Annotated in this window: 21 protein-coding genes and 1 tRNA gene; 6 read left to right on the forward strand and 16 right to left on the reverse strand. The window is 45.8% G+C overall.

Features of this window, described 5'->3' with window-relative positions:
- Positions 1 to 3 precede the first annotated feature (3 nt).
- The 3 genes from HRQ91_RS00535 to HRQ91_RS00545 form a co-directional block, all read right to left on the reverse strand.
- Positions 4 to 480: a pyridoxamine 5'-phosphate oxidase family protein gene (locus HRQ91_RS00535; protein ID WP_210119794.1), complete on the reverse strand. Its 477-nt coding sequence runs from the start codon at positions 478 to 480 to the stop codon at positions 4 to 6.
- Positions 481 to 560: 80 nt separating this feature from the next.
- On the reverse strand, positions 561 to 1,256 hold the full coding sequence (locus HRQ91_RS00540; RefSeq protein ID WP_210119795.1) for a hypothetical protein: 696 nt from the start codon (positions 1,254 to 1,256) through the stop codon (positions 561 to 563).
- Between the two features lie 66 nt (positions 1,257 to 1,322).
- Positions 1,323 to 2,072, reverse strand: coding sequence for a class I SAM-dependent methyltransferase (locus HRQ91_RS00545; RefSeq protein ID WP_210119796.1), 750 nt, complete (start codon positions 2,070 to 2,072; stop codon positions 1,323 to 1,325).
- A gap of 195 nt (positions 2,073 to 2,267) precedes the next feature.
- Here HRQ91_RS00545 and HRQ91_RS00550 point away from each other — a divergent pair, with 195 nt between their 5' ends.
- Both HRQ91_RS00550 and HRQ91_RS00555 read left to right on the forward strand, forming a co-directional pair.
- Positions 2,268 to 3,209: an NAD(P)/FAD-dependent oxidoreductase gene (locus HRQ91_RS00550; protein ID WP_210119797.1), complete on the forward strand. Its 942-nt coding sequence runs from the start codon at positions 2,268 to 2,270 to the stop codon at positions 3,207 to 3,209.
- Between the two features lie 2 nt (positions 3,210 to 3,211).
- Complete coding sequence (locus HRQ91_RS00555) at positions 3,212 to 5,065, forward strand: glycoside hydrolase family 3 protein (RefSeq protein ID WP_210119798.1); 1,854 nt, start codon at positions 3,212 to 3,214, stop codon at positions 5,063 to 5,065.
- 81 nt (positions 5,066 to 5,146) lie between these two features.
- Here HRQ91_RS00555 and HRQ91_RS00560 read toward each other — a convergent pair whose 3' ends face one another.
- The 4 genes from HRQ91_RS00560 to HRQ91_RS00570 all read right to left on the reverse strand — a co-directional run bounded on the left by HRQ91_RS00560 (position 5,147) and on the right by HRQ91_RS00570 (position 7,527).
- Positions 5,147 to 5,824, reverse strand: coding sequence for a tRNA-uridine aminocarboxypropyltransferase (locus tag HRQ91_RS00560; protein WP_210119799.1), 678 nt, complete (start codon positions 5,822 to 5,824; stop codon positions 5,147 to 5,149).
- A 21-nt stretch (positions 5,825 to 5,845) separates the two neighbouring features.
- Positions 5,846 to 6,163, reverse strand: a complete 318-nt coding sequence (gene trxA / locus HRQ91_RS00565) for a thioredoxin (RefSeq protein WP_210119800.1) — start codon at positions 6,161 to 6,163, stop codon at positions 5,846 to 5,848.
- A gap of 174 nt (positions 6,164 to 6,337) precedes the next feature.
- On the reverse strand, positions 6,338 to 6,559 hold the full coding sequence (locus HRQ91_RS11720) for a hypothetical protein (protein WP_246473242.1): 222 nt from the start codon (positions 6,557 to 6,559) through the stop codon (positions 6,338 to 6,340).
- Entirely contained in the window at positions 6,556 to 7,527 is a 972-nt protein-coding gene (locus tag HRQ91_RS00570; RefSeq protein ID WP_246473243.1) for an integrase catalytic domain-containing protein, read from the reverse strand. The genes HRQ91_RS11720 and HRQ91_RS00570 overlap by 4 nt, the downstream gene beginning before the upstream one ends.
- Before the next feature lie 153 nt (positions 7,528 to 7,680).
- Here HRQ91_RS00570 and HRQ91_RS00575 point away from each other — a divergent pair, with 153 nt between their 5' ends.
- Entirely contained in the window at positions 7,681 to 9,069 is a 1,389-nt protein-coding gene (locus HRQ91_RS00575) for an MATE family efflux transporter (protein ID WP_210119801.1), read from the forward strand.
- Between the two features lie 165 nt (positions 9,070 to 9,234).
- On the opposite strand, the gene HRQ91_RS00580 is transcribed toward HRQ91_RS00575, so the two are convergent.
- The 7 genes from HRQ91_RS00580 to HRQ91_RS00610 form a co-directional block, all read right to left on the reverse strand.
- Positions 9,235 to 9,648, reverse strand: coding sequence for a hypothetical protein (locus HRQ91_RS00580; protein WP_210119802.1), 414 nt, complete (start codon positions 9,646 to 9,648; stop codon positions 9,235 to 9,237).
- Positions 9,649 to 9,729: 81 nt separating this feature from the next.
- Positions 9,730 to 10,812 carry a dienelactone hydrolase family protein gene (locus HRQ91_RS00585; protein ID WP_210119803.1) on the reverse strand — a complete coding sequence of 361 codons (1,083 nt, stop codon included), beginning with the start codon at positions 10,810 to 10,812 and terminating at the stop codon, positions 9,730 to 9,732.
- A 73-nt stretch (positions 10,813 to 10,885) separates the two neighbouring features.
- Entirely contained in the window at positions 10,886 to 12,082 is a 1,197-nt protein-coding gene (locus tag HRQ91_RS00590) for a glycoside hydrolase family 88/105 protein (RefSeq protein WP_210117423.1), read from the reverse strand.
- Between the two features lie 5 nt (positions 12,083 to 12,087).
- Complete coding sequence (locus HRQ91_RS00595; RefSeq protein ID WP_246473244.1) at positions 12,088 to 14,130, reverse strand: hypothetical protein; 2,043 nt, start codon at positions 14,128 to 14,130, stop codon at positions 12,088 to 12,090.
- Between the two features lie 193 nt (positions 14,131 to 14,323).
- The gene (locus HRQ91_RS00600; protein WP_210119804.1) at positions 14,324 to 15,625 is read right to left on the reverse strand and encodes an extracellular solute-binding protein; all 1,302 of its coding nucleotides are present in this window, start codon (positions 15,623 to 15,625) and stop codon (positions 14,324 to 14,326) included.
- A 32-nt stretch (positions 15,626 to 15,657) separates the two neighbouring features.
- Positions 15,658 to 16,500 (reverse strand): carbohydrate ABC transporter permease, encoded by an 843-nt coding sequence (locus tag HRQ91_RS00605; protein WP_210119805.1) that lies wholly within the window; start codon positions 16,498 to 16,500, stop codon positions 15,658 to 15,660.
- A complete protein-coding gene (locus HRQ91_RS00610; protein WP_210119806.1) occupies positions 16,497 to 17,429 on the reverse strand; it encodes a carbohydrate ABC transporter permease in 933 nt (310 codons plus the stop codon). The genes HRQ91_RS00605 and HRQ91_RS00610 overlap by 4 nt, the downstream gene beginning before the upstream one ends.
- A gap of 210 nt (positions 17,430 to 17,639) precedes the next feature.
- On the opposite strand from HRQ91_RS00610, the gene HRQ91_RS00615 reads away from it, so the two are divergent.
- Positions 17,640 to 18,599, forward strand: a complete 960-nt coding sequence (locus tag HRQ91_RS00615; RefSeq protein WP_210119807.1) for a LysR family transcriptional regulator — start codon at positions 17,640 to 17,642, stop codon at positions 18,597 to 18,599.
- A gap of 429 nt (positions 18,600 to 19,028) precedes the next feature.
- Here HRQ91_RS00615 and HRQ91_RS00620 read toward each other — a convergent pair.
- Positions 19,029 to 19,102 (reverse strand) — tRNA-Ala (locus tag HRQ91_RS00620).
- Between the two features lie 68 nt (positions 19,103 to 19,170).
- Between HRQ91_RS00620 and HRQ91_RS00625 the strand changes: the two genes are divergently transcribed.
- Positions 19,171 to 20,022 (forward strand): putative ABC transporter permease, encoded by an 852-nt coding sequence (locus HRQ91_RS00625; protein ID WP_210119808.1) that lies wholly within the window; start codon positions 19,171 to 19,173, stop codon positions 20,020 to 20,022.
- Positions 20,023 to 20,231: 209 nt separating this feature from the next.
- Here HRQ91_RS00625 and ppdK read toward each other — a convergent pair whose 3' ends face one another.
- Positions 20,232 to 22,925 (reverse strand): pyruvate, phosphate dikinase, encoded by a 2,694-nt coding sequence (ppdK, locus tag HRQ91_RS00630; protein ID WP_210119809.1) that lies wholly within the window; start codon positions 22,923 to 22,925, stop codon positions 20,232 to 20,234.
- A gap of 371 nt (positions 22,926 to 23,296) precedes the next feature.
- On the opposite strand from ppdK, the gene HRQ91_RS00635 reads away from it, so the two are divergent.
- Positions 23,297 to 24,079 (forward strand): TrmH family RNA methyltransferase, encoded by a 783-nt coding sequence (locus HRQ91_RS00635; protein ID WP_210119810.1) that lies wholly within the window; start codon positions 23,297 to 23,299, stop codon positions 24,077 to 24,079.

Raw genomic sequence — 24,079 nt, forward strand, 5'->3', positions numbered from 1 at the left:
TAATTAATCCTTAGCTCTGCTTTTTGCCGTTACGCACGGAACGTCTATGCGTATGACCGCAACCGATTTTGTCATCTGTTCGGATATTTCGAAATCTCTGCCGGTCTGCGTTTTCATCATGAGCTTTAAGCCGAAAATCTTTTCTTTTACGTCGTCAACAAGAACTGCCGTGCCGTCTCCCATAACGCTCGCATATTCCGAACTGTATTTACACGGAACTTCGCCGCCTGAAACAAGCGCGACATCTGTTTCAAGTTCGATAAAAACGCGCGGATTTTTTTTGATAACGTCGAGTTTCCGCCCTTCCTTTGCGCTGTGCAGGTATAAGGTCAGCTGTCCGCCGGTAAACACAAAACCGTATTGCATCGGCACCACATACGGCCGGCCATCGTCGATCATCCCGAGATGTACAACCTTTGACTTCTCTATAATCGATTGTATTTGCCTGTTATCCGTTACAGCTCTGTCGATCCTTCTCATAAATAAAACTCCTTATCGCACAAATTTTATCCGTCCCTGACTTGACAGATAACAAAGGTTCATTATCGCGCGTCTACAAGCTAGACCAATCGATTTTCAATCATTCTAACCCATTCGGCATCCGTTTTTATCAGCTGGTTCTTTTTTAAGTTTTCCTTCATAATCCATTTGATATGCTTACTGTTTTTTTGGAGCAGCTTTTCAAAAGCCTTTTTCCCTTCAGTAGGCGCATGAACAATTGCAACGCTCCAGCCGTATCCGAGCGCCTTTTTAAGCGCATCTTCTTCGTCGGTGAGCTTATCGCTGTGAGCAAGCGTTGCCGTTATTTCATCTAAAAGACGTATCACTTGAACGGCGACAGTTTTATCTTTTAACAGCTTCGGTTCACACAGCCCTGCGACAGCGGCTCTTTTTTCGTAACTGTTTCCGTTTTTCAAATTCACGATATTTTTTAAAGTTGCCGTTATATCTTTTTTTGCCAGTTCCTGCACAGCAATCGCAACCGCTTCCCGAATGCGCCAGCTTTTATGGGACGCATAACGGGCAATAAAATCGATTGCAGCTTTATTGTCATTTTGATGATACAGCGCGTATGCAACAATACCGCACATGCCGGCAAATTCGTCGGGAGAATTTTCAGTATCGTTTCGGATAAGCGCTAGGCATTCATGTATTTCATCTTCCGTTGCCGTTTTTGAAAAAGAGTACAGCAATTCCAAATTGGCTCTCGGACCGGGAAGATGCGAATTTTGTTTAAGCTGTTGAATTGTATCCATTTTTTATCCTCTTTCATTTAATTATCAATTAAACATTATTCCTTTCCCATTACAAATTATTTTCCGTTACTTTACCGCGCGCGTCGCAATGAATGACGGAATGTGCAGTTCGTGCAGGCGGCCTTCGCCGTTTGTGTCTTCGTAGATATCGGTAAGCGTAAAACCCGCGCGAATCTGAGAGCCGATCTGTTCGGCGATCGTGTGAGAAAACTGCCAACCGCCGCCCGACGATTCAAGCTGTTTGCGGTGTTCATCGTAAACGAGCGGATTGAACGGAAGCGCGTTGATAATCCGTTCCTCGCTTTGATCGACAATATAGTTTATGCCGATATCCAGACCGCAGAGCAAAACGCCGCCTTTTTTAAGCACGCGGAAACACTCCGAGAATACCGGTTCAACTTTTTCGATATAACAGTTACTCACCGGATTAAAAATGATGTCGAACGAAGCATCAGCAAAGGGCAGCGGCTTTGACATATCGGCGCGTACGATGTTGATCCGATAACCTTCGTGATTTGCAACAGCCCGTTCCGATTCAAGCTGTTTTTCAGAATAATCGAGCACGGTACATTCGGCTTCGGCTGCGATAAAAATCGGCATTTGCTGACCACCTCCCGATGCGAGCCCTAAAAGCTTTTTGCCTTTTAAATCGCCTAACCATTCGCGCGGTACGGGCTTTGTCGGTGTCAGTAAAACCGACCATTGTCCGCTTTTTGCCTGCATGTAAGTTTCGTGATCGACGGGCTTTCCCCATTCCCAGCCTTCTGTAATCCATCTGTCGATTACCGCCGCGTTTTCATCTTGATATGAGTCCATAAAATTCTCCCTGTTTTTCTGTAGGATAAATCGAATCTTTCAACTGCATAATTCTTCTAAAACCGTTTCAAGCGCTTGTGAAAAATTTATCCTGCTCAGTCATAAACATATAATACGCATTTTTATTGCGAATATCTATTTATTGATAAACTCCGCTATCTTTTGTAAACATGTCCGTAATGGTATACTGTCTTTATGGATCCACAGGAATTCGATTACATCATAATCGGCGCGGGAGCCGCAGGGCTTTCGGCAGGACAGTATGGCGCCAGAGCGGGACTGAGAACTATCATACTTGACACGTCAACCGGCGGGGGACAGGCCTTGCAGATCGCGGAACTTGAAAACTATCCGGGCGTATACCCTCCGGTAAACGGCGCAGATTTTGCCGTCAATATGATAAAACAGACAAAGGCCTTCGGCGTAGAAATTTTACAGGTAAATGTGATTTCCGTCGATAAAATAAAACGGAATTTTTTTGTTAAAACTTCAAAAGGGATCTTTTCATCTCTTGCGCTTCTTATTGCGACCGGCGCTACGCACAATACTTTGGGAATCCCGGGTGAAAACGAATTGGTAGGGCGCGGAGTTTCTTATTGCGCAACGTGCGACGGACCGTTTTTCAAAGATAAAAAGATAATAGTCGCGGGAGGCGGAGATTCCGCTTGCACTGAAGCCGCATATCTTTCCACAATATCAAGCGACGTCACTCTCGTACACAGGCGGGCAAAACTCGGCGCGCAAAAAGCCGTAGCGGATAAGGTTGTAAAGACGGGCATAGCCATACGCTATAATACAAACATTCTCGAAATCCGCGGCAAAGACAGGGTGGAATCCGTGCTTTTGGAAGATACGCAGTCGGGAGAAAAAACCGAACTTCCGACGGATGCCGTTTTTATATTTATAGGAATATCGCCGTGCACGGAAATCGTTTCTACCTTGCCTGCGGATAAAAACGGATATTTAATCACAAACGAGAGCATGGAAACCATAGTTCCGGGGCTTTACGCAGCTGGCGACGTACGCGCAAAACCTTTCAGGCAGCTTATCACTGCAGCTTCGGACGGAGCCACAGCGGCGCATGAAGCGGCAAAGTACATATACGATCTTAAAACTTCCGAAAAAGGAAGCATTTAAAAATGAAAAAAATCTTTGCCCTTTTTGCGCTTCTTGCGTTTTGTCTGTCGGCGGTTTTATTCACAGCCAAGCGGGCGATCGTAAAAACGTCGACAAGAAATTCCGAAGCCCAAACGAATTTCGCGCCCGGATCCGAAACCTCTTCAGAAAGCGCCGAATTTCCTGTCGAAAACCGTTCAGGCGGCGCCGCATATCGAAAAGATCAAACGGAGATTGCTTCTCTTGCCGACCGGCTACCGCCCGACATTACATTTTGGAGCGATTATCCTTCCGACATCCTTTCCGAAGCCCTCATACGGCGCATGGAAGATTCGGAGCTTTTGGCGCAGATTTTTATGTTCGGGTGGGCGGGAGCCGAACCGTCGGAGCTTTTAAATCAATGGGTGTCGGACAGAGGGCTCGGCAGCGTAAAAATTTTCGGATGGAATACGGACGACATAAACCTTGTGGCAAAGTCGGTTTCGGAAATACAAAAAAAAGCTCAAGGACGCCGGTATAAAATTCCTTTGTTCGTCGCTACCGACCAGGAAGGCGGCTGGATAAGACACGTAAAAGGCGCCACGGCGAATACTCCGGGCAACCTCGCAATAGGGGCGTCGGGATATCCGTTCGACGCATGGTACAGCGGATATTATATCAACAGGGAAATTCATGCGCTCGGAATAAACATGAACTTCGCTCCCTCGGTGGATCTATACACAAAGCATAATTCTACGATCATAGGTACGCGTTCTTTCGGCGAAGATCCGGACAATTCGGGCGTTCTGGGAGCGGCCTTTGCGGCCGGAAGTATGGCCGCAGGCGTTATTCCCACCGCAAAACATTTTCCGGGCCACGGAGCGACGGATGAGGATTCTCACTTGCACCTTCCGGCTATAGATATAGATTTTGAAACATGGTCTGAAAGGGAACTTGTTCCTTTCAAATACCTTATCGCCGAAAAAATTCCCGCCGTTATGTCCGGCCATTTAGGATTCCCCAGGATAACAAACAACGGGGAACCGGCGTCGCTTTCAAAAACTTTTTTGACGCAAATACTGCGCGAAAAGTTAGGCTACGAAGGACTTATAATTACGGACGACATGATGATGAACGGCGACACCATGTACGCAGGTTCGGTTTCAAACGCATTCAGAATGGCAATAGAAGCGGGAAACGACATCATAATATCGTCGACGACGGCTCATTTAAACGAAGGTCTTTGGACTTCAAATCTGGCAAGGATGAAAAGCGATCTTGCGTTCCGCGAAACGGTGACAAAGGCTGCAAGGCGCGTAATAAAAGTCAAACTCGACTATTTTAAAAACAAAAACGCAGCTCCTCTTTATCCGGATACGGCGGCCATTCCGAAAAGGATTCCGGATGAAGACGGCCGAAAATTCTTTTTGGAGCAGGCCTGCCGCTCGATAACGCCGTATAAGGCCGACGGGCTCCCGTTAAAACAAGAAGACGCAGGCCGCGTGCTTTTGGCGGGCGCTTTTCCGTCTTATTTTGCGGAAGGAAAAAAGCGTTTTCCCGATGCTGCGGAATTCCGTTTTAATTATGAAATAGGGCCGAACGAAACGCAATGGATGATAGACAATATTCTTTACACGGCGGCAGCTTTTGACACCGTTATTTTTTGCGTCCATAACGGGCGGACAAGGCAGATCGCCGAGCGTCTTAAAAGTCTAAAAGAGTCGGGTAAAAAAATAATAATTCTTTCAATTATGTCGCCTGAAAATGCCTTCAGCCTGACGTGGGCGGACGCAATTCTGATGGGTTACAGTTATTCGGAATATACTTCGGCAGCTCTTTTCGGCGCCCTCGCGGGGGAATTTTCTCCAAAGGGAGTACTTCCAGTCCTTAACGAATAACTGCCTTGCGCTCGTGCAAAAGGTTTAATACACCGCCGCTTTTATCTTCGCTGCGAATCTGCGGCGAAGTTCTTGATTGCGTTATAAAAGAACATCTCTTTTTCTCTTATACTTCCAATCATAGGCGTGCGTGCTCGGAAGTTTCCCTTCTATGCGGGCGTTTTCGGATTCAATCTGAAAGTTTATCATCCGCTTAAAAACACCTATGAGAGGCTCCGGATCGGCGTCGCGGGCGGCAAGTTCTAAGGGCTGCAATTCTTTTATCAAATAATAGCAGGATTCTATTGTAGAAATATATTCCGGGCGGGGCTCTCTTTTAAATGTAAAAATCGACCGGTAGCAACCTGAAAAAGAGATGCGCGGAATTTTCATAAGATTTGGACTGTGCTCGATTATTTTACGCGAACAAAACCACGTCGCGTCTATCACAAGGACTAAGAGTTTCTTTTTGTCTACGGTCTTTACAAAACCTTCTTTTTGTGAAGACCAAGCGTCTTTCCCCGGATACAAGAGCAGCGGAAAAAATTTCTTGTCGCAAAGAAGCTCGGACAGCCTTTCGTTTTTTGTAAAATCAAGGCCTACGAGAATTTCGGAATTTATTAGGGTAAGATGAGACAGGCGGCCGGTGCCCGTTCTTTGGTGTTTTGCTTCTTTGGGATGCATTAAAAATACGAATTTTATTCCGGGATCAAAGGGGAATATGTATTTGCAAAAGCAATTTCCCAAAGGACGGAAACATTTTACGCACCGCTTGCTCATACTAAGGCTGAAAAAAGGGTGTTAAGCATTGTCCAAGGCAAATTTCTTAAGATCGTCTTTGCTGCGGCCTCCGACGATTTCGGCAACCTTTTTTCCGCCTTTAAAAACCAAAAATGTGGGAATGCTTGAAATTCCGTATTCCTGGGCAAGGCCGCTTTGCTCGTCGACGTTGACTTTTCCCACTTTTACCTTTCCTTTAAGTTCTTCGGCAACTTCATCTACGATCGGCCCCATCATTCTGCAGGGCCCGCACCATGAAGCCCAAAAGTCGATCATAACCGGAACCGAAGATTCACTTACCTCGCTTTTAAAATTTTGCTGTGTTATTTCCATTGCCATAATCCAATCCTCCAAAATTAAATTGTATACAATCAATATACGGTAAAACGCAAAAAAAAGCAAATAAAAACTGCAGTACACGACAAGTAAGACAATGCGGCCGACCACCGTATTTCCTCAAATAAAAATCTAACCCAAAGGATTTAGGTTCCTCAAGTAAAAATCTAACCGTAGCTATTTTGACCAAGGGACAGCCATAGAGATAAGCGTACTTTGGAGCTGTTGTGTTTTCTCAAGCAACAGTTGCAAATCCAAGTTGACCATTCTCCGTCTCAGTTCCTCTTTTTCAGCAGGGCTCAGTTCCTTGCTTTCCATAAGCCTTCGGTAAGGAGTCTTAGCAGTATCATATTTTTTTATAACCTTTGCGTCTATTCGTGCCTTAGCGATAATCTTCATCGAGGGGAAAAAAAGTTGACGAGCTTGTTATAGTATTCATACAGCTCTGCCATGACTTCTCGAGTTTCTTCTCCTTCAAAGCGGTAATAGCCGACAATTCTTCGTACCACACTGTCATTTTTCTGCTCGACAAAGCAATTGTCATTCTTTTTGTATTCTCTACCTCTGGTAAATACAACCTTATGCTCTTGGCACCATTGCAACAGCTGAGTATTTTTGAACTCACCTCCGTTATCACTGTCGATGCCTTTCATCTTAAACGGTAATTTTTCTTTTACATCAGCGACCGCTTCTTTTGTCCAGCGTTGGGCTTTGTTCAACAGAGCCCTGTTTTCCGTCCATCCTGAATGCACGTCGGTGAGTGTGAGCGTACAAACATACTGACCTTCGCTCCTCATACCACAATGAGCGACCGTGTCGGCTTCAAAAAAACCCGGTTTTTTCTCGTCCCAATTGAAATAGGTGCGTATGGGAATAAGCTTATTCAGATTTTTTGCAGGACGTGTGGTTGAAATACCGCAGATTGAATGTTTTGGGATTTCCGGCTTGAGAATCCTTGCGACCGTTGCGCTTGATATGGCGCTTAGTTTAAGCTTGAGTTGTTCATCATAGCCTGCCTTTTGAGCAAAGTAGTCGATGTTGTCGCGGATGAACGGAACAAGGCGTTTTGCACACAGATACATCGATAAAATCCACAGGCGAATAACTTCCTGTTGTACGTTTTGACAGTAGTATTTTTCATAGCGCCGCTTTTTGCGTACTTTCGTAATGACCTGCACGCTCTTTTTTTCAACGTTGTTAAAGTGTGTTATTTTTATGTACGCCGTGTTTTTCAAAATGTGGATGGCATACTTTCGGTTGTAGCCGGTGGTTGCAATGAACTCATCGATGATTTTCGTCTTGTGCTTTTTGCTTGCCGTACAGTAGCGTTTTGCCGTTTCTTCGGTTAATTTCTGTTTCGTTTTCATGTCTAACCCCATTTTGCCCTTCCTTCGGGCTTCTATTGTGACTCAGATTTGGGTTAGATTTTTACGTGATTCACCGCTTTTTTTTCGGTTAGATTTTACGTGAGGCAATGCGACCACTCGCGATTTTTGCTAAAACAAGCTATAATTTTCTGCATGACGAAGGATTTAACTCGGGGATCGCCTCTGTCTCTCATTCTGGGGTTTTCGATCCCCGCGCTTTTGGGTTATCTGTTTCAGCAATTCTATAACCTTGTGGACACCGTTATAGTAGGAAAATTCCTCGGTATAGACGCTCTTGCGGCTGTAGGTTCTACGGGTTCCGTAAATTTTTTGATAATAGGATTTGTCACGGGACTGTGCAGCGGCCTTTCGATTCCCATAGCGCAAAAATTCGGCGCGAAGGACTACAGAACCATGCGCCAGTTTGTCGCCAACGCAGGATATCTTTCCGTGATTTTTTCTTTTTTTATGACCGCCGTAACCGTCATATTTTGCCGCCCGCTTTTGATTTTAATGCTTACACCTCACAATATACTCGATCGGGCCGCAAACTATATCCTCATAATATTTTACGGAATTCCCTTCGTTTTTTTATACAATATAGTTTCCGGCATAATACGCGCAATGGGCGACAGCAAAACGCCTGTTTATTTTTTGCTTTTTTCATCCGCAATAAATATAGGATTGGATCTGTTTTTTATCTGTTTTCTTCACACCGATGTGGAAGGAGCTTCTCTTGCAACCGTTATTTCACAAGCGGCGGCAGGCGTTGCGTGCCTGTTTTACATGAAAAAGAAATTTAAGATATTGAACATGACAAAGGACGACAGGCGCATCCGGACGCATCATTTTACCACTCTGTGCGGAACGGGCGTTCCGATGGGGCTGCAATATTCCATTACGGCAGTCGGAACGGTAGTTCTGCAGGCGGCTGTAAACACTCTCGGTTCGGGAGCGGTGGCGGCGATCACGGCAGGCAGCAGGATAGGAGCGTTTTTTTGTACTCCGTTTGACGCACTGGGAACTACTATGGCGACTTATGCCGGGCAAAACACGGGCGCCGGAAAACTTGACAGGCTCAAGACTGGAATGTATTCGAGCAACGCTCTGGGCTTTGCATATTCCGTGCTGGCTTTCCTTGTCATGCTCTTTTTCGGTAAAGAGCTCACTATGTTATTTTTAAATAAAGCGAAGGCAAGCATACTTGAGCAGTCACAGCTTTTTTTGATAGTTAACAGCGCATCTTATATTTTACTTACAATGGTCAATGTAATCAGATTTACGATTCAAGGAATGGGTTTCAGCAAATTTGCGATTTATGCAGGCGTTCTTGAAATGTTCGCACGTTCTTTCATAGGCATTGTTTTTGTTCCGATTTTCGGATTCGCGGGCGCCTGCTTCGCTTCTCCTGCGGCATGGCTTTTTGCTGATTTTTTTCTTGTTCCCGCGTTTTATGTTTGCCTTAATAAGCTGAGACTTTGGGAAGAAAAACACGATGTCAGAAGAAGAAAAACGCCCGATCCAAAAGCAAGCCGTAAATAAAGCGGAAAGATTATCTAAGCCATTTCCGCCGCACATCGCCGCGCATGTTCGGCGTCGCACGCCTCAGAAAAGTGCGTATCCGGCTAACCTTATGTCAAAACTTACCGCGCCCCGACGGAAGGCTGCGCGGCATTATGACAGTTACGGCTCAAAAAGCGCCGCTGTCTAGCTGTCTGTTTTGTCAGTGGACGGCAAAGATCCGCGTGATCTTGTGTGAACAAGTCTTTCAAGTTCCGTAAGCTGTTTTTCCAACTCTTCGGCGCCGCCGCCTGTAAGCACAACTTCGCACGAAGAGCTGGCGCAAGTTATTTTCTGAGCGATCGCCTGTTCAGCTTTTCCGGCAGCGGTAGACAAGTCCGGTTCAAGCATATGCATTTTTCGGTTTAAGTCTTTTATTCTTAAAGACAGTTCAGGAAATTTTTCAGCCAGACGGCCGTCCGCCTTTTGTGCGAATTTATCGATCGCAGAACAAATTCCTTTTAACGATTTTTTTGCAAAAGTCAGGTCGGGATCATTTTTTGCCTTGTTCCCAGAAACGGCGGAAACAATCTTTTCTAACAACGGAATTTCATACTTCATAAATTAAAGCATTTTATCACATAAAAATATTTTTGTAAAAAACCGGAGGGAATAATGAAGATAAATGATTTTCAACTTAGCCTACATCTTTCTTAGAATTGAGTCAAATTGATTTGTCAGCTTTTCAAGATTATCCGTATGCATATGATGCTGTCCGGGGAAAATTTCGTGTATCAAGCGGTCTTCAGCATTATAAAATGAGTAGGCTTTGCGTAAAATCTGCAATTGCTCTTCTACATTTTTCAATCCGCGCGGGCCGTTAAGGGCATCCTCAGAACACGTCTGGATTACCATAGGCTTTGGCGCAATAATCGAAGCAATATCGCCGAGGTCGAAGTGCCGCCACAATCCCGGCACATAATTGCAGCTGCAATTGCCGTTCAAGAGCATAAACGAGTCACGTGCCCCGTAAAAATACCCGCTTATGTAAACCTGCTTTACGCGCACATCCATGGCGGAAAGCCATAACGTTTGCATACCGCCGCCGGAAAAGCCGATGCTCCCTAGGTTATCAAGACTCCATTCTGCTCGCCGTTCCAGATAATCAATAAGCCGCATATTGTCCCAAACCTGCATTCCCACTACAGTCTCGCCCATACCCTCCGCCATGTGAGCTAATTGAAAACAAGAACAGGAAAGCAATTTTTCAGGCGTATTGCCCTGAGCCGCCGCATCTCTTCGTTCTCCGAAACCCCGTGTTTCAGGGCATGCAACTACATAGCCCAGTTTTGCCAGCTGATACCCGTAATCATAATTATAAAACTCAATCGCACCGTCAACTGTAGAATTGACGTGATGCCCCGCAACCGATTCTTTTCCGACGCCCCTATGTCCCGACATTGCCAAAAAAACTCCTTTTGGCGTTGTTTTCGGTATCAGAATCAAAACAGGCATGTAGATATCTGGTTCCGTCTCTAGCAGAATTTTTTCAAAAGATATCCCGTCCGTATAAGGACCGGATTCCAGCATTTGAGGATTTAATTCTGTTCTATCCATCAAAGATAATCCCAAAAGATTACACAGGATATTTTTGCTGTTAATTTTCCATTTTTGAAAGTCCTCCAGCCCTTTTCCCAAAAAGCGGCTTTTCCGCGAATACTTATCATATTTGAGCAGCATACCCTTTAAGCTGTCATAATAAACGGTACTTTGCTGACTACTCATAGTTCACTTCCTTTTGATGATAAATGCATATCCATGCACGGGCGCAGCATTGCATACAAATTTATTTTACAGTTCACAAGCGGCCAGGCCGTTTGCCCTCTATTGCCAACCTTGCGATTTCATCCGGCATGATCGGGTCATAGGCTTTCATAAAGATACCGACTCTCGGACCACCGTGCCGCACTTTATTCGAATAGCACAGCCATTCGGCATAGGCCATCATACAGACGCCGACACCCTTTTGCTCATCCTCAACGACATCCTCAGAAATGTAGTACTCCGCCGAGCCGTCGCGTCGGAAATTGCCGTCCGGACCAAGGCCGGCGCCTTTACAGATTCCTCCAAGATGCAACTCGTCCCCTGCCAGTCGAAATTCATTCTTTTCCACACTCATTAAAACTTCGGCTCCCGTTCTGCCAAACTCCGCAGGCAGAAGACCGAACCTTGTTCCTTTCATCAGGCTGTAAGCGATCATCAGTGTTCCGCTGGTTTCAGGATAGTTGCCCTTCGTGTCCGGAAGAGCAGTGAGCTGCATAAACATACCGCTTTTATCATCCCGTCTTTTAATGACACCGGAAGCGCACTCCATATACAACTCACCCATGCGTTCTTTCAGTTTCCCATTGGGCATCATCGCATAGATATCCGCAAAGGCCATAAGATGCCAGCCAATTGCGCGTGTCCAGAAATTCGCGGAACAGCCCGTTTTTGGATTTGCCCAAAAAATATCCTTTGTAGCACAGAATGCATGATAGTACAACTTCTGTTTTTCATCGTAAAGATATTTCCTTGCATTTTCAAACTGCATAACAATATCGTCAAGACTGCCGTTGCTGAAGCGCAACTGATACATCGCATAGTACGGCAACGCCATGTACAGCCCGTCTAACCAGACTTGATTTGGATAGATTGCTTTATGCCAAAAGCTTCCGTGTTGAGTGCGCGGTTGTCGACGGATCTGTTCCATCAGAGTTTCGATTGCTATGAGATACTTTTCCTTTCCTGTCTTTTCGTGCAACAGGTATAGTACGCGCCCTGCCGGTATAAAATCCACATTATAATCTTCCATCCGGTAAAGGCGGATGTGTCCGTCCTCTTCGATATACCGATCCATAAATGTCTTGATGCAATCAAAGTAGGTCTCGTCTCCGGTTGACTCATAAAGAGCATTTAAACCGATCAACACACAACCGTCTTCGTAATTCCAGACATTCCTGTCTGTGTTTGCAAAAAGTCCGGCGTATTCCTTTAGATAGTACTCCATCAGCATGCCGCTCAATCTCCTTTTGTATTTTGTCCGCCTTGTTTTATGCTGCGCCAACGCGCAAAAGAGTATTCTCCTCGATAATTGGACGAATTATAGGTCGGATATTTTTCAGGAATATACTCCTTATCGGTTGTGCTGCAGGGTCTGTCCTGTGTGTAGATATACATCTTTTTATGATCCCAGAGAACGATCTCATCACGCGCATCTCCGGTAATATTCAACACTTCGCAGCACATTTCCGGATGTCCGTCATCCGGAAAAACGACGACCCTGTCTCCTTCTCCGTCAAGCATTCCGCCGAGCTTAACATTACCGTTCAGCATAATCAGTTCCGTCCCGTCGCCCTGCCAATTGACCGGTGCGATGATATTTCCGTTTGTAGATGGCTCCATATGCCAAATCTCGCGGCCTTTCCCATCATACAGATAAATTATTCCTTGATTTTCCCAATAGGTTGTTGTGCATATTTCCAAGCCGGCCCTATCCGGACAGTAGTTGGCGGCGCTGATGCGCTGTGCGTGCCCGTTGATATGTCTGGTCAGGATATTACCCCTAGTGTCAACGATCATAAATCCTCGCCATCCTGAAACGATAGCGATCTGATCCTCGTTCATGTCCGGATCGAACCGTCCAATAATGATCTCGTCGGTATGATCGTCGGGAATCGGCAATTCCCAAAGGAGCTCTCCATCTGCAGAAATCATGTTATAGCAGCTGAAGATCTCATCTCTGCCGTCACCGTTAAAGTCGTATGCATACGGAAAATGCCCCGTATTGTTATGACAGAATTTCCAGATCGGTTCCAACCGATCGTTGTAAACGTATAGTCTAGCATATCGATCCTTTATGAGAATATCGCTTGGCCGATCCTTGCCTGAGACATTGACGATACGGATGGCATCCACATTCAGGCGGTCAAACGCATGTTTTTTGAATTCTATTCCTTGGATCTCTGAGGGGTCTTCCGTGTTAAACGGTACGTCTATCCATTGAATCGTTTTTCCCGTTCGCCCGTCAAGGATCATCAGCTTGAAATCGCGAGCTAGGATCACTTCATCGAATCCGTCATTATTTATGTCATAGATCTGCATAGGCAGATCGCAGGTTGTATCCTGATTGTCTTCCAATTCGGAGGGTTCCCCCCATTGCCAAAGGATCTTTCCGCTTTCAAAGCTCACTGCGGTTAGACAGCTTATATTGCAATAGCGTTCTTTGTAAACGCGTTTTTGATGCTGCGCAATAAGGAAGAAGAGTTCATCCGTACCGGCGAGGTGACCGAATCGGATTTGGCGCGATGCACCGTAATTACCGAGATCAAAGATCTTATGTAGTTTCGGTTGGGCATAGCGGCTTCTTTTTTCGGCAAGAAGTTTAGAATACTTATCCCTGTGCGATAAAAGCTTCGCATACTGAAAATCCGAACATTCGACGCGAAGTCTACGATACTGCACCGGCATGAATGCGCCGAGTGCAATACAGCCATGGCGATAAGTTTCGTCGTGAATGAAAATCAGCTCTCTTCCATCCGCAAAGCAGCGAATTTCGTCTCCCGTTACAGAGACACTCAATGTGTGAAATATATCGCATGTATATTCAAAAGGCGCGGACGCAAGTATCATCCGTTCTGTTTTATCGACTTTTATCAGCTGTATCTCCTGATTGCACAGGAACAGCGCGTAATGATGCAAAGATGTTTGGTATCTGAACAAAAGGCCGACCTGATCCGTAGTGCAAAGGGCACGGATATCGGCTCTCAAGGTATAGTCTGCCCAATCTTTTTCTCCGGCAACCAACGTTGAGCAGACTTCGTGCGTCAGAGGGTTTCGGACACGCATCTGCTCCATAGAATGAGTTCCGTCTTCGTGCGTTACGATCCAGCTGGGACCGCGAAAAGCCCAGTTTGTGATAGGATCGTACCATCGGCCTGAATCGCCGGGTTTTACGCAATAGTGAAATTCACCCATGGCGGAATGTTCTCTGTCAAAAGGCAGCGGTCCTATCGGAAACGAGGAAAAATCATCCTCAAAAAGAATTACTGTCCGTTTCATCATTCCGGCTCCTTTTACATACAACTTTTCGGCATATGTTCGCTTTAAAACTCTTACAAATAATGGACGTCACAACCGACAGCAGCTTCACAGCGCAAATCTGAAACTCTTCTGTCAGCTGCAGCGTCCGCATCTGGGTTATTTAAACCACAGAGCAATGAAATTATCCCACAAGAATGACTCTTGTATAGCCGGATTAAAGGCTTGCCAGATATTCAGCTTGATATTCGTCGATCTGCTTTGCCCACTTGGCGCAACAGTCTTTAGCAGTCATATCCCCAAGAAGAACAGCCTGGAAGTCAGCGGTCATATCGGTGGTAATCATCGTGGAGAAATCGCTCAGCCAATAAGGGTTGAGGATCTGCATGTAGTTTTTATCCGTTAGATAATCGGCATAAAGCATCATGTTAACATTGTTCTTATACCAGTCCTGTTCAACAATCTGGGTGTTGCAGGGAACACGGCCCACCTTTTCGCAGAGACCGCCGTCGATCTCGGCACTCAGCATCCAATCGATCAGTTTCACGGCTCCGGTGTAGTCATGTTTAGGATTTTTGTTTTTAGCTATGCAGTATACGTTCGGCTGCAGACCGGAAGCATAGTAATGGCCGGCAGCATTGGCAAGAACGCGGGCAGAAGCAAAGTTTCCCTCGCCCAGATTTTTTCGGTGAGTGGATTCGGAAGAAGAATTGTGAACAATATACATAGAAACGCCGGAGCCGAACTCGGCAACGATCTCCGCATAGTTGTTGTTCACAGAGTCGCTGGAAACCCAGCCCTTTTTGTAGATGTCGGCATAGACATTGAGAGCTTCAACAAACCGGTCATCGCTGAGGATGCATTTGCCTTCTTTGTTGAACCAGCTGCCATTATAGCCGCAGCCGTCGGTATAGGTGAAAAGCCATGCCAGCAGGCTGTCATACGGGCGAACACCGCGAAGGCTGGCAAAGTAAGTACCTTTTCCCTTGTTTGCATACTTTTCGCAGAGAGCCAGGAACTCGGACTGTGTTGCCGGAGCGGCTTTAATTCCCATTTCCGCAAACTTGACTGTGTTGTACCAAGCAACCTCCTGATTGTATGCATACGGCAGACCGTAGATAGTTCCGTTCCCCAGAGAAATAAGGTTAGCCATGAGGTTTTCATCGATGTACTGATAGTTATCCATTCGATCAACCAGATCATTCAGCGGGAGCAGGGTATTCTGCGCGGTAAAGGTGGCAATGTTGGAAAAACCAAGGGACACGACGTCCGGCATGTTGTCGGTCATAACGGCCATTTGAAATTTTTCTTGGAAATCAGCAAACGCAAAACTGGTGTAAACAAAATTGTAATCATTCTGAGAAGCGTTCAGTTCGGCAAATTTGCCTTCGAAGTAGGCATCAGTTACCGGATCGGCAGAATGATACCATAAGTTGACAGTTTTCGGCTTTGCCCGGGAGCAAGCGGCCAGCACCAGCATGAGTGGCAGGGCAAGCAGAACAGAAACAGTCTTTTTCACGGTTAAGACCTCCTTAATCTTTATACTCTTCCTTATCCTTTGACTGCGCCGGCAGTTGCGCCTCCCGACAGGTGTTTCTGGATAAAGGCAAAGATCATGATAACTGGTACAAGTGCGACTACACAGCCGGCAGAAAGGCTGCCGTAATCCGTACCGTATTCTCCTTGGAACATCTTAAGTCCGAGCGGCAGCGTATAGACCGCTTTATCGGTAATGAACGCCGTCGCATAAACATACACATTCCAGGTATTGATGAACGCGTACGCACCGGTCGCAATGATGTTGGGTAGCATTGCCGGAAGCAGAATGAGGAAAATCGACCTGAGCAGTGTACAGCCGTCAATCTGCGCCGCTTCTTCAAGCGATACCGAAATAGAATTGAAATACCCCATCATCATGAACAGACAGAACGGCAGATTTGTGCAGGTGCAGACGATGATCAGAGAAATAAGATTATTGATAAGGTTCATGTTGTTCATCATCTGGAATAACGGAATCATCAGTACGACCGCCGGCAGCATCTGTGTAATAAGCAACAGAATATACATGAAAACCTTACCCTTGAACTTATAACGACTCATTGCATAACCGCCGAGCAACGACATCACTGTAACCAGAAATGTTGTTACCGACGCCACGATTACGCTGTTAACAAAGAATGTTCCGAAACCGAAGCGAGTAAACAGCCCTTGAAAGTTTGCCAGCGTGGGATTCAGAGGCCAATACAGGATAGGTGTGGCAAAAACCTCAATACTGCCCTTCAATGAAGTATTGATGATCCAATAGAACGGGAACAGCGTAAAGACTAGAAAAACTGCAAGAGGAATGTTTCGGAAAGCGATATCCGAAAGTTTTTTCTTCGTAGCGATTGTCATCCGTTTACACCGTCCTTTCCGAGCTTACCCAGAGTAATATAGACGAATGCAAGCAACATCATCATCGTTGTCGCGATCACAGCAAGGGTTGATGCATATCCGTAGTCAAACTCGCCGGAGAACTTGTTCATGATATACAGTGCGAGCGTTGTTGTGCCGCGGTTCGGGCCGCCGTCGGTCAAGCTTATGATGAGATCTACCGCATTGAAAGTCCAGATTGCCCGGAGCAGCGTCGTAAGAATAATGGTGTCTTTAATCATCGGTATGGTAATTGAAAAAAGCATACGGATAGGACCCGCGCCGTCTATAGTTACGGACTCGTAGAGATCGTCAGGGATGCTGGAAAGTGCGGATAGATAACTGATTGTAAAGAACGGAATCCCGCGCCACACATTGGAGAGTATAGCCGCAAACATCGCTTTACCCGGCGTAGAGAACCAGGACATATTTACGGAAATGATATTCAGACGCTTCAGTATGTCATTGAACACACCGAAGGTCTCACCGAGTATGAGCTTCCAGATGATGCCGACCATAACGCCCGCAACTGCCCACGGGACAAGTGCAAAGGCACGGATAATACCGCGCCCCTTGAATCGCTTGTTAAGCAAATACGCCAGCCAGAAGCCTAATACAGTCTGAAACAGGACACTGACTATAACCCACTTGGAAGTGTTGCTGAGAGTCTTTATAAACATTTTGTCTTTTGTAAAGATCTTAACGTAATTGGCAAAACCAACGAATGCGCGGGCATTCGGCCTGGTCGCCTTATAATTCTCAAGACTCATGGAAAAAACGCTGCAAATCGGATACAACATAAAGCAAACAATCATCAGTACTACAGGGAGCAGCAAAAGATACGGCGTAAGTTCTTTACGAAACACTCTGGAACTCCGCAACCGGTTTACGTTAATGGTTTTTTCGTTCATCGACATTACCCCTTTGCACGTAATTGTATATTTGTATTTGGCTGATACTTCATATTACAAATCGAACAAGCGCCTTTTCTTAATTTATTTTAATTGCTTTTATCAATACCGTCTAATACCAATAGTATTATCTCATCATAACTCACATCTTATGATATTCTTTACATTCTTTTTCTCTCTATGATATGATTGAAATATGGATGGATGTACATGCATAAGCGGGATTACGAACAGCTGAACTATCTGATTACTCTTGCAGAAGAACTGAATATCACCCGTGCGGCAGAGCGGCTTTACATCTCACAACCTGCGCTGACTTCCTATCTGAACCGACTGGAGGCAAGCTTAGGAGTAAGGCTCTTAGACCGAAGCAAATCTCCTTTGCGCATAACTCCTGCCGGGCAGCAATACATCACGATGATGAAAGATATCGAGTATCAGAAGGATCAGCTTCTGGAATCGATTCGGCGGCTCGATCAACCTGCAGAGGAAACCCTCCGCATTGCTATCGGCCGTAACCGTGGCGAGCTTATGCTACCTCGTATTCTTCCAGGTTTGTATCGCCGTTTCCCGGGCATTCACCTTTCCGTTTTTGAAGACCGCGATGAAGTTATGGCGGAAAAAGTTCAGCACAACGCAGTTGACATAGCGATCATTGAGTCGTTTCTTTACGTTGGTTCGCTTAGTTATCTTATGCTTGCGGAAGAATCGCACTGCCTTGTAACCGGCGCGCAGAATCCGCATCTTGTAGGCATGGATATACAAGGGAACGATCCTTTTCACCCCTTGGACGTCCCTTCGGAATTCATCAACAACCAGACTTTTTTCTCCCCTTCTACAAAAAACGGTCTGAATTTCTATACGCAGCAGCTCTTTTCGCAGCATCGCCTAGCGCCAAAGGACATCGTCTTCATCGCCAACAACAATACCGCCTATCAACTTGCTCTGAAAGGACTCGGCACCACCTATCAGTCCGTATACTACGCCGACGTCGTCAAAACTGATGAGAAGCCTGTTTTTTTAATGCCTGGCGGTGTTCCATCTATTCTGAAGATCTTTATAGTTTTTAAAGAATCGCCAATGACAGATGTCAAGCGCTGGTGTATCGATCACACTATGGAGTCCATTCGCAGTTTTTATGCCGAGCCGAGGATGTATACATCTTTTTAGGTTTGCGCCTAAAACACAGCGTGGTTGGCTTTTACTGTCAATCATGTCAGCTTAAACCGTCGCTGCGCGCTCCGGAACACGCTGCGGCAGGATCGGCGGATTTAAGGCAATAAAAGAAGCGTCCAGAGTAAAACCGGAAAAAATCACAAGCGGTAAACAGCGACAAATCTTTGTTTTTTGGAGATGATCGGACTTGAACCGACCCCTTCGTTCAGGCGCTTTCTGCGCCTTCCTCAGGGCGCCTCCGTACGCTGCCGGCGGCATCCGTGCCGCCTATCCCTCGCATTGGCTCGGCGCGTACTTCGGTAGTCGGTTCTTTAAATTTAAAGTCGCTGCGGCAGGATCGGCGGATTTAAGGCAATAAAAGAAGCGTCCAGAGTAAAGCCGGAAAAAATCACAAGCGGTAAACAGCGACGGATCTTTGTTTTTTGGAGATGATCGGACTTGAACCGACTACCTCTTGCATGCCATGCAAGCGCTCTAGCCAGGTGAGCTACACCCCCGTTTGTGTTAATATATAAAAAATGTTTCACGTAGTCAAGACTCAAAAAACGTGTTATATTTCAATATCATGTTCCGCATAATAACGACGCCGCGTCTTTTTCTGCTTTTTATTCTGTATAGTTTTTTAGGATGGGCTTGCGAAGTTTTTTACGTAGGTATTTTTTTTGAACGGAAATTTGTGAACAGAGGTTTTTTACACGGGCCTGTCTGTCCGATATACGGATTCGGAGGCCTCATTGTTTTACACGGTCTTGAAAATTGGAAGGGAACATGGTTGGAACTCTTTTTTGCTTCGGCCTTTTTTTGTTCCGTCCTTGAATATGTAAGCAGCTGGCTTCTTGAAACACTGTTTAAAACAAAGTGGTGGGATTATTCCGATAAAAAATTCAACCTTCACGGACGAGTGTGTCTTTTAAATTCAGTTCTGTTCGGATTGATGGGCGTTCTCTGCGCTCACTTTGTGCAGCCGCTGTTTTTAGCGATTGTATTTTCTTTGTCGGAAAAAGGCGCAAGATGGTGCGCGGCCTTTATAGCCGTCTTACTTTTTGCGGATTTGTCGAACACTCTCCGTCGGCTTGTCGGATTCAGTGAAACGATGGTAAAACTCAGGGAATTCAAAGAGGAACTTGAAGAAAGATTTTCTTCGGAAAGCTGGTTCAAAAAAGGCGGTCTGAACGAAATGCTCCTGTCAATAAAAGAGCGTTCAAAGCTGCACCGCGAACAGTTCAGCAAAAGGCTTCTTGAAAAAATCGAAGACGCACGCCGGCGGCAAAAAAATGCTGAAACCCTGCTGCGTCATTTCCCCTCTATGACCAGTAAAAACTACGGAGCTTCCATTGCCCTTATAAAGGAAATGCTCCGCGAAGCTGCAGCGAACAAGGCAAAAAAGCATGACCGGTCGGCTTCCGACGCCCAATAGATCGCCCGATTATCCGATCAACTAATTGCCTGGCCGCTCGACTGATTTGTCTGCGTACTTGCTCGACCGATTTTGCCGGGCAACTGCCCTGCAATTGCCCGGCCGGCGAAAGGGATCTCCACAAAAGCCGCATATTATAAGGCAGCTGTCCGAAGACTGAAGTCTTCGGACAGTTTCCCTGCAACTGCCCTGTGCCGGATCAGTCGTGCCTATTTATTTCGAACAACGGCTTGAGCCGCGGCCAAACGCGCTATGGGAACGCGGAACGGAGAACACGAAACATAGTTCAGCCCCGCACGGTAGCAAAAATCTATAGTCTCAGGATCGCCGCCGTGCTCTCCGCATATGCCGCAGTGAAAATTCGGTTTTACCGACCTGGCCTTTTCAACCGCATACTGCAAAAGTTTTCCGACTCCGTTTTCATCAAGAGTTTTAAACGGATCAGAGGGAAGTATGTCTCTTTTGTAATATGATTCAAGGAATTTTCCCGCGTCGTCTCGACTGAAAGCGAAGGTCATTTGGGTAAGATCGTTTGTTCCGAAGCTGAAAAAATCCGCATGCTTTGCTATTTCGTCTGCAAGCAAAGCGGCTCTCGGAACTTCTATCATCGTACCGATTTCTATATTCGCCTTTTCGCCCTTTTTCTTTTCAACTTCCGCGATAACTTTTTCACATTCGGCGCGGATTACGGAAAGCTCTTTCGGGTCGCACACAATCGGGATCATAATGTAGGGTAAAACTTTTTCTCCCTTTTTTATACACTCTATGGCTGCAAGGGCAACGGCTTCCGTCTGCATCTTGTAAATTTCAGGATAAGTAATTGCAAGCCGGCAGCCGCGGTGTCCGAGCATGGGGTTGAATTCTTTAAGACCGTTAAATTTCATTTCCAGGGTTTTAAGGTCAATTTCAATTCCTTCATCTTTAAGAACGGATTGCACTTTTTTCGTTCCCTCTTCGTCATGAGGAATGAACTCATGCAAGGGCGGATCAAGGAATCTTATTATGACCGGATTCCCTTTCATAGCTTTAAAGATACCTGTGAAATCTTTTTTTTGCAGCGGAAGAATTTTTTTAAGAGCTTTTTCCCGCATTTCAGTGGAATCGGCGCTTATCATAGCTTGAAAATACACAAGTTTTTCAGGATCAAAAAACATATGCTCCGTTCGGCAAAGGCCTATTCCTTCCGCTCCGAATTTGAATGCGTTTTTTGCATCGATCGGTTGATCTCCGTTCGCGCGCACGCCGAATCCTTTAATTTTGTTTCCGACCTTCGGCGTTCTCACGGACTTGTTGCGGATCTCGTCGCACCAGGCCATAAAGGTGTTCAATTCTTTTGAAGAAACCGCTTCTACCAGAGGAATTTTTTCGCCGTAGACTTCGCCGGTAGTTCCGTCAATAGTCATCCAGTCTCCCTCTTTGTATGTTTTTCCGTTGACGCTTATCTCTTTTGCGGAAGTGAATTTTATTTCTTCCGCGCCGGAAACGCAGGGCTTACCCATACCGCGGCATACAACCGCCGCATGGCTTGTCCTTCCGCCCGTTGCCGTAAGAATTCCCTGAGAAACGTTCATGCCGGCGATATCGTCCGGGCTGGTTTCCTTACGGACTAAAAGAACTTTTTTGCCTTCTTTCGCCCACGCTTCGGCATCCTCGGCCGTAAACACGATTTGTCCGCAGCCGGCTCCGGGAGAAGCGTTAAGGCCCTTTGTGATTGCGCCCGAAAGTTTTGCCGCCTTTGCGTCGATGCCGGGGTGAAGAAGCTGATCCAAATGTCCGGGTTCAACTCTCATGACGGCAGTCTCTTTGTCTATGAGCTTTTCCGTAACCATGTCGACGGCCATTTTAACCGCCGCGGCGCCTGTTCTTTTGCCGTTTCTGCACTGTAAAAGAAAAAGCTTTCCCTGTTGAACGGTGAATTCCATGTCCTGCATATCGTGATAGTGTTTTTCAAGCCTGTCGCGTATTTCCAACAGTTCTTTGTAAATATGCGGGTTTTTTTTGGCAAGCACGTCTATTTCGTCGGGAGTTCTGATTCCCGCAACTACGTCTTCACCCTGTGCGTTTACAAGATATTCCCCGTAGAATTTGTTTTCTCCCGTCGCCGCATTCCGGCTAAAGCATACTCCCGTACACGAATCTTCGCCCATATTGCCGAAGACCATGGCCATAACGGTTACTGCGGTTCCCTTGAGATACTTTATGTTATTGAGTTCCCGGTATTTTATTGCACGCGCGTTCATCCATGAACCGAACACAGCGTCGATCGCATACCACATCTGTTCGATAGGATCCTGAGGAAAGTCGGATTTTTTTTCTTTTTTGTAAAGCGCTTTATACTTGGCCACAATTTGCTGAATTTCGGAAGTGTCAAGTTCCGTGTCGAGTTTTTTGCCTTTGTGTGATTTTACTTCGTCAATGATGTGCTCGAATTTGTCGTGATCTATACCCATGGCCACGTTGCCGAACATCTGGATAAAGCGTCTGTATGCGTCCCATGCGAAGCGCGGATTTTCCGTCTTTTTTGCAAGGCCTTCCACCGATTTATCGTTGAGTCCCAGATTTAAAATCGTGTCCATCATGCCGGGCATTGAGGCGGCCGCTCCGGAGCGAACGGAGACTAAAAGAGGATCCTTTTCGTCGCCGAATTTTTTTCCGAAAGCCTTTTCGAGTTTGCAAAGATTTTCCGCCACTTCGCTTTTTAACTGAGACGGATATTGTTTGTCATTTTCGTAAAAAAGTTTACAAACCTCCGTAGAGATCGTGAATCCCGGAGGAACAGGAATGCCTATATTCGTCATTTCGGCAAGATTTGCGCCCTTTCCACCAAGTTCCGAACGCATGTTCGCATTACCTTCGGACTTGCCGTTGCCAAAAAAATATACAAGTTTTGCTGTTTTAGCCATGTATTTCTCCGTGTATTTATAATAGGGTTAATTTCGAGTTTGATAAAACTCGAAATTTTCCAACCCTTTAGTGTGCCAACTGAATGGCGAGCTTTGAAAACGAATAAAACTGTGCGGAGGTGAGGTTCCGGCTGCGTGACGCTTCGAGCGTTATGCTTACAGAATTCTTCTTAAAAAGCTCGACCGCGGCTAAGCAGACGGGTTTTCGCCGAAAGCATAGCACTACTGGCTGATATTTTCAAAATTCGAAATTCGACCAAATAGATAGAGGATTTTACACTTTCTGTTGTCAGTTGTCAAACTTAAATACTCGATTGTCGGCGCTTTTATTTTCAGTTGTTACGCCGCTGAAAAACTGCTATATTTTTTTTATGAAAAACAAGGCAAAAAAAGAACTCGCCGTCTGCGGATTTGAAGCGGTTCTTGCCCTTTCGCGTATTCATCCTGAAAAAATAACACGGCTGTATTTTGCGGAAAACCGTGTGCACAGCTTCGGCGGCACATGCAAATTCCTTGCTCAACATAAAATCCCCTACAATACTGTAAAAGACACCGAGCTTGAAAAACTTTGCGGAAGCGTACATCACCAAGGGGCTGTGGCTATGATAGCGCAGCCTGAAATCGAACCTCTCACTTCCGAAATTACTGACGATTGGCTGCACAAAAAACAGAGCGCGCTTCTTCTTGACAGAATAGGAAACGCAAACAATTTCGGCGCGATAGTCAGAAGCGCAGCCTTTTTCGGTATGAAAAATATAATCATCCCGCTCACGGAAGAGCAAACTTCCATTACGACAAGCGCTTATCGCATAGCCCAAGGCGGTATGGAGCTGGTAAACATTTATTCCGTCATGTCTATTTTGAAGCTGCTCGAAGCCTTAAAAGGAAAGATGTTCAGGCTGGGCAGCGACGTAGGAGCTAAAACGCACATTTCTCAAATACACGCTCTGTGTAAAACAAAACCGGCTCTGATAGTGCTCGGAAATGAAGAGACGGGCATTTCACGGGAAGTAAAAGAAAACTGCGATGCTCTTGCCGTCATTCCTTCCGCCGGAATGTTTACGGATCCGGACAAAGCGCCACCCGTTGAAAGCCTGAATGTTGCGCAAGCCGCTTCCGTCATACTCTATGAATGGGCTAAAGGGAATGCGTAG

The organism is Treponema parvum (genome assembly GCF_017893965.1).
Classification (GTDB): Bacteria; Spirochaetota; Spirochaetia; order Treponematales; family Treponemataceae; genus Treponema_D; species Treponema_D parvum.

What these genes read in the sequence shown, in the direction of transcription:
- ppdK (WP_210119809.1), bottom strand. Translation starts at nt 22,925, where the DNA reads ATGGCTAAAACAGCAAAACTTGTATATTTTTTTGGCAACGGCAAGTCC.
- HRQ91_RS00605 (WP_210119805.1), bottom strand. Translation starts at nt 16,500, where the DNA reads ATGACAATCGCTACGAAGAAAAAACTTTCGGATATCGCTTTCCGAAAC.
- HRQ91_RS00610 (WP_210119806.1), bottom strand. Translation starts at nt 17,429, where the DNA reads ATGAACGAAAAAACCATTAACGTAAACCGGTTGCGGAGTTCCAGAGTG.
- HRQ91_RS00535 (WP_210119794.1), bottom strand. Translation starts at nt 480, where the DNA reads ATGAGAAGGATCGACAGAGCTGTAACGGATAACAGGCAAATACAATCG.
- HRQ91_RS00540 (WP_210119795.1), bottom strand. Translation starts at nt 1,256, where the DNA reads ATGGATACAATTCAACAGCTTAAACAAAATTCGCATCTTCCCGGTCCG.
- HRQ91_RS00590 (WP_210117423.1), bottom strand. Translation starts at nt 12,082, where the DNA reads ATGCTGATGGAGTACTATCTAAAGGAATACGCCGGACTTTTTGCAAAC.
- HRQ91_RS00585 (WP_210119803.1), bottom strand. Translation starts at nt 10,812, where the DNA reads ATGAGTAGTCAGCAAAGTACCGTTTATTATGACAGCTTAAAGGGTATG.
- HRQ91_RS11720 (WP_246473242.1), bottom strand. Translation starts at nt 6,559, where the DNA reads ATGAAGATTATCGCTAAGGCACGAATAGACGCAAAGGTTATAAAAAAA.
- HRQ91_RS00615 (WP_210119807.1), top strand. Translation starts at nt 17,640, where the DNA reads ATGCATAAGCGGGATTACGAACAGCTGAACTATCTGATTACTCTTGCA.
- HRQ91_RS00625 (WP_210119808.1), top strand. Translation starts at nt 19,171, where the DNA reads ATGTTCCGCATAATAACGACGCCGCGTCTTTTTCTGCTTTTTATTCTG.
- HRQ91_RS00560 (WP_210119799.1), bottom strand. Translation starts at nt 5,824, where the DNA reads ATGAGCAAGCGGTGCGTAAAATGTTTCCGTCCTTTGGGAAATTGCTTT.
- HRQ91_RS00570 (WP_246473243.1), bottom strand. Translation starts at nt 7,527, where the DNA reads ATGAAAACGAAACAGAAATTAACCGAAGAAACGGCAAAACGCTACTGT.
- HRQ91_RS00595 (WP_246473244.1), bottom strand. Translation starts at nt 14,130, where the DNA reads ATGATGAAACGGACAGTAATTCTTTTTGAGGATGATTTTTCCTCGTTT.
- HRQ91_RS00635 (WP_210119810.1), top strand. Translation starts at nt 23,297, where the DNA reads ATGAAAAACAAGGCAAAAAAAGAACTCGCCGTCTGCGGATTTGAAGCG.
- HRQ91_RS00580 (WP_210119802.1), bottom strand. Translation starts at nt 9,648, where the DNA reads ATGAAGTATGAAATTCCGTTGTTAGAAAAGATTGTTTCCGCCGTTTCT.
- HRQ91_RS00555 (WP_210119798.1), top strand. Translation starts at nt 3,212, where the DNA reads ATGAAAAAAATCTTTGCCCTTTTTGCGCTTCTTGCGTTTTGTCTGTCG.
- HRQ91_RS00575 (WP_210119801.1), top strand. Translation starts at nt 7,681, where the DNA reads ATGACGAAGGATTTAACTCGGGGATCGCCTCTGTCTCTCATTCTGGGG.
- HRQ91_RS00545 (WP_210119796.1), bottom strand. Translation starts at nt 2,072, where the DNA reads ATGGACTCATATCAAGATGAAAACGCGGCGGTAATCGACAGATGGATT.
- trxA (WP_210119800.1), bottom strand. Translation starts at nt 6,163, where the DNA reads ATGGCAATGGAAATAACACAGCAAAATTTTAAAAGCGAGGTAAGTGAA.
- HRQ91_RS00550 (WP_210119797.1), top strand. Translation starts at nt 2,268, where the DNA reads ATGGATCCACAGGAATTCGATTACATCATAATCGGCGCGGGAGCCGCA.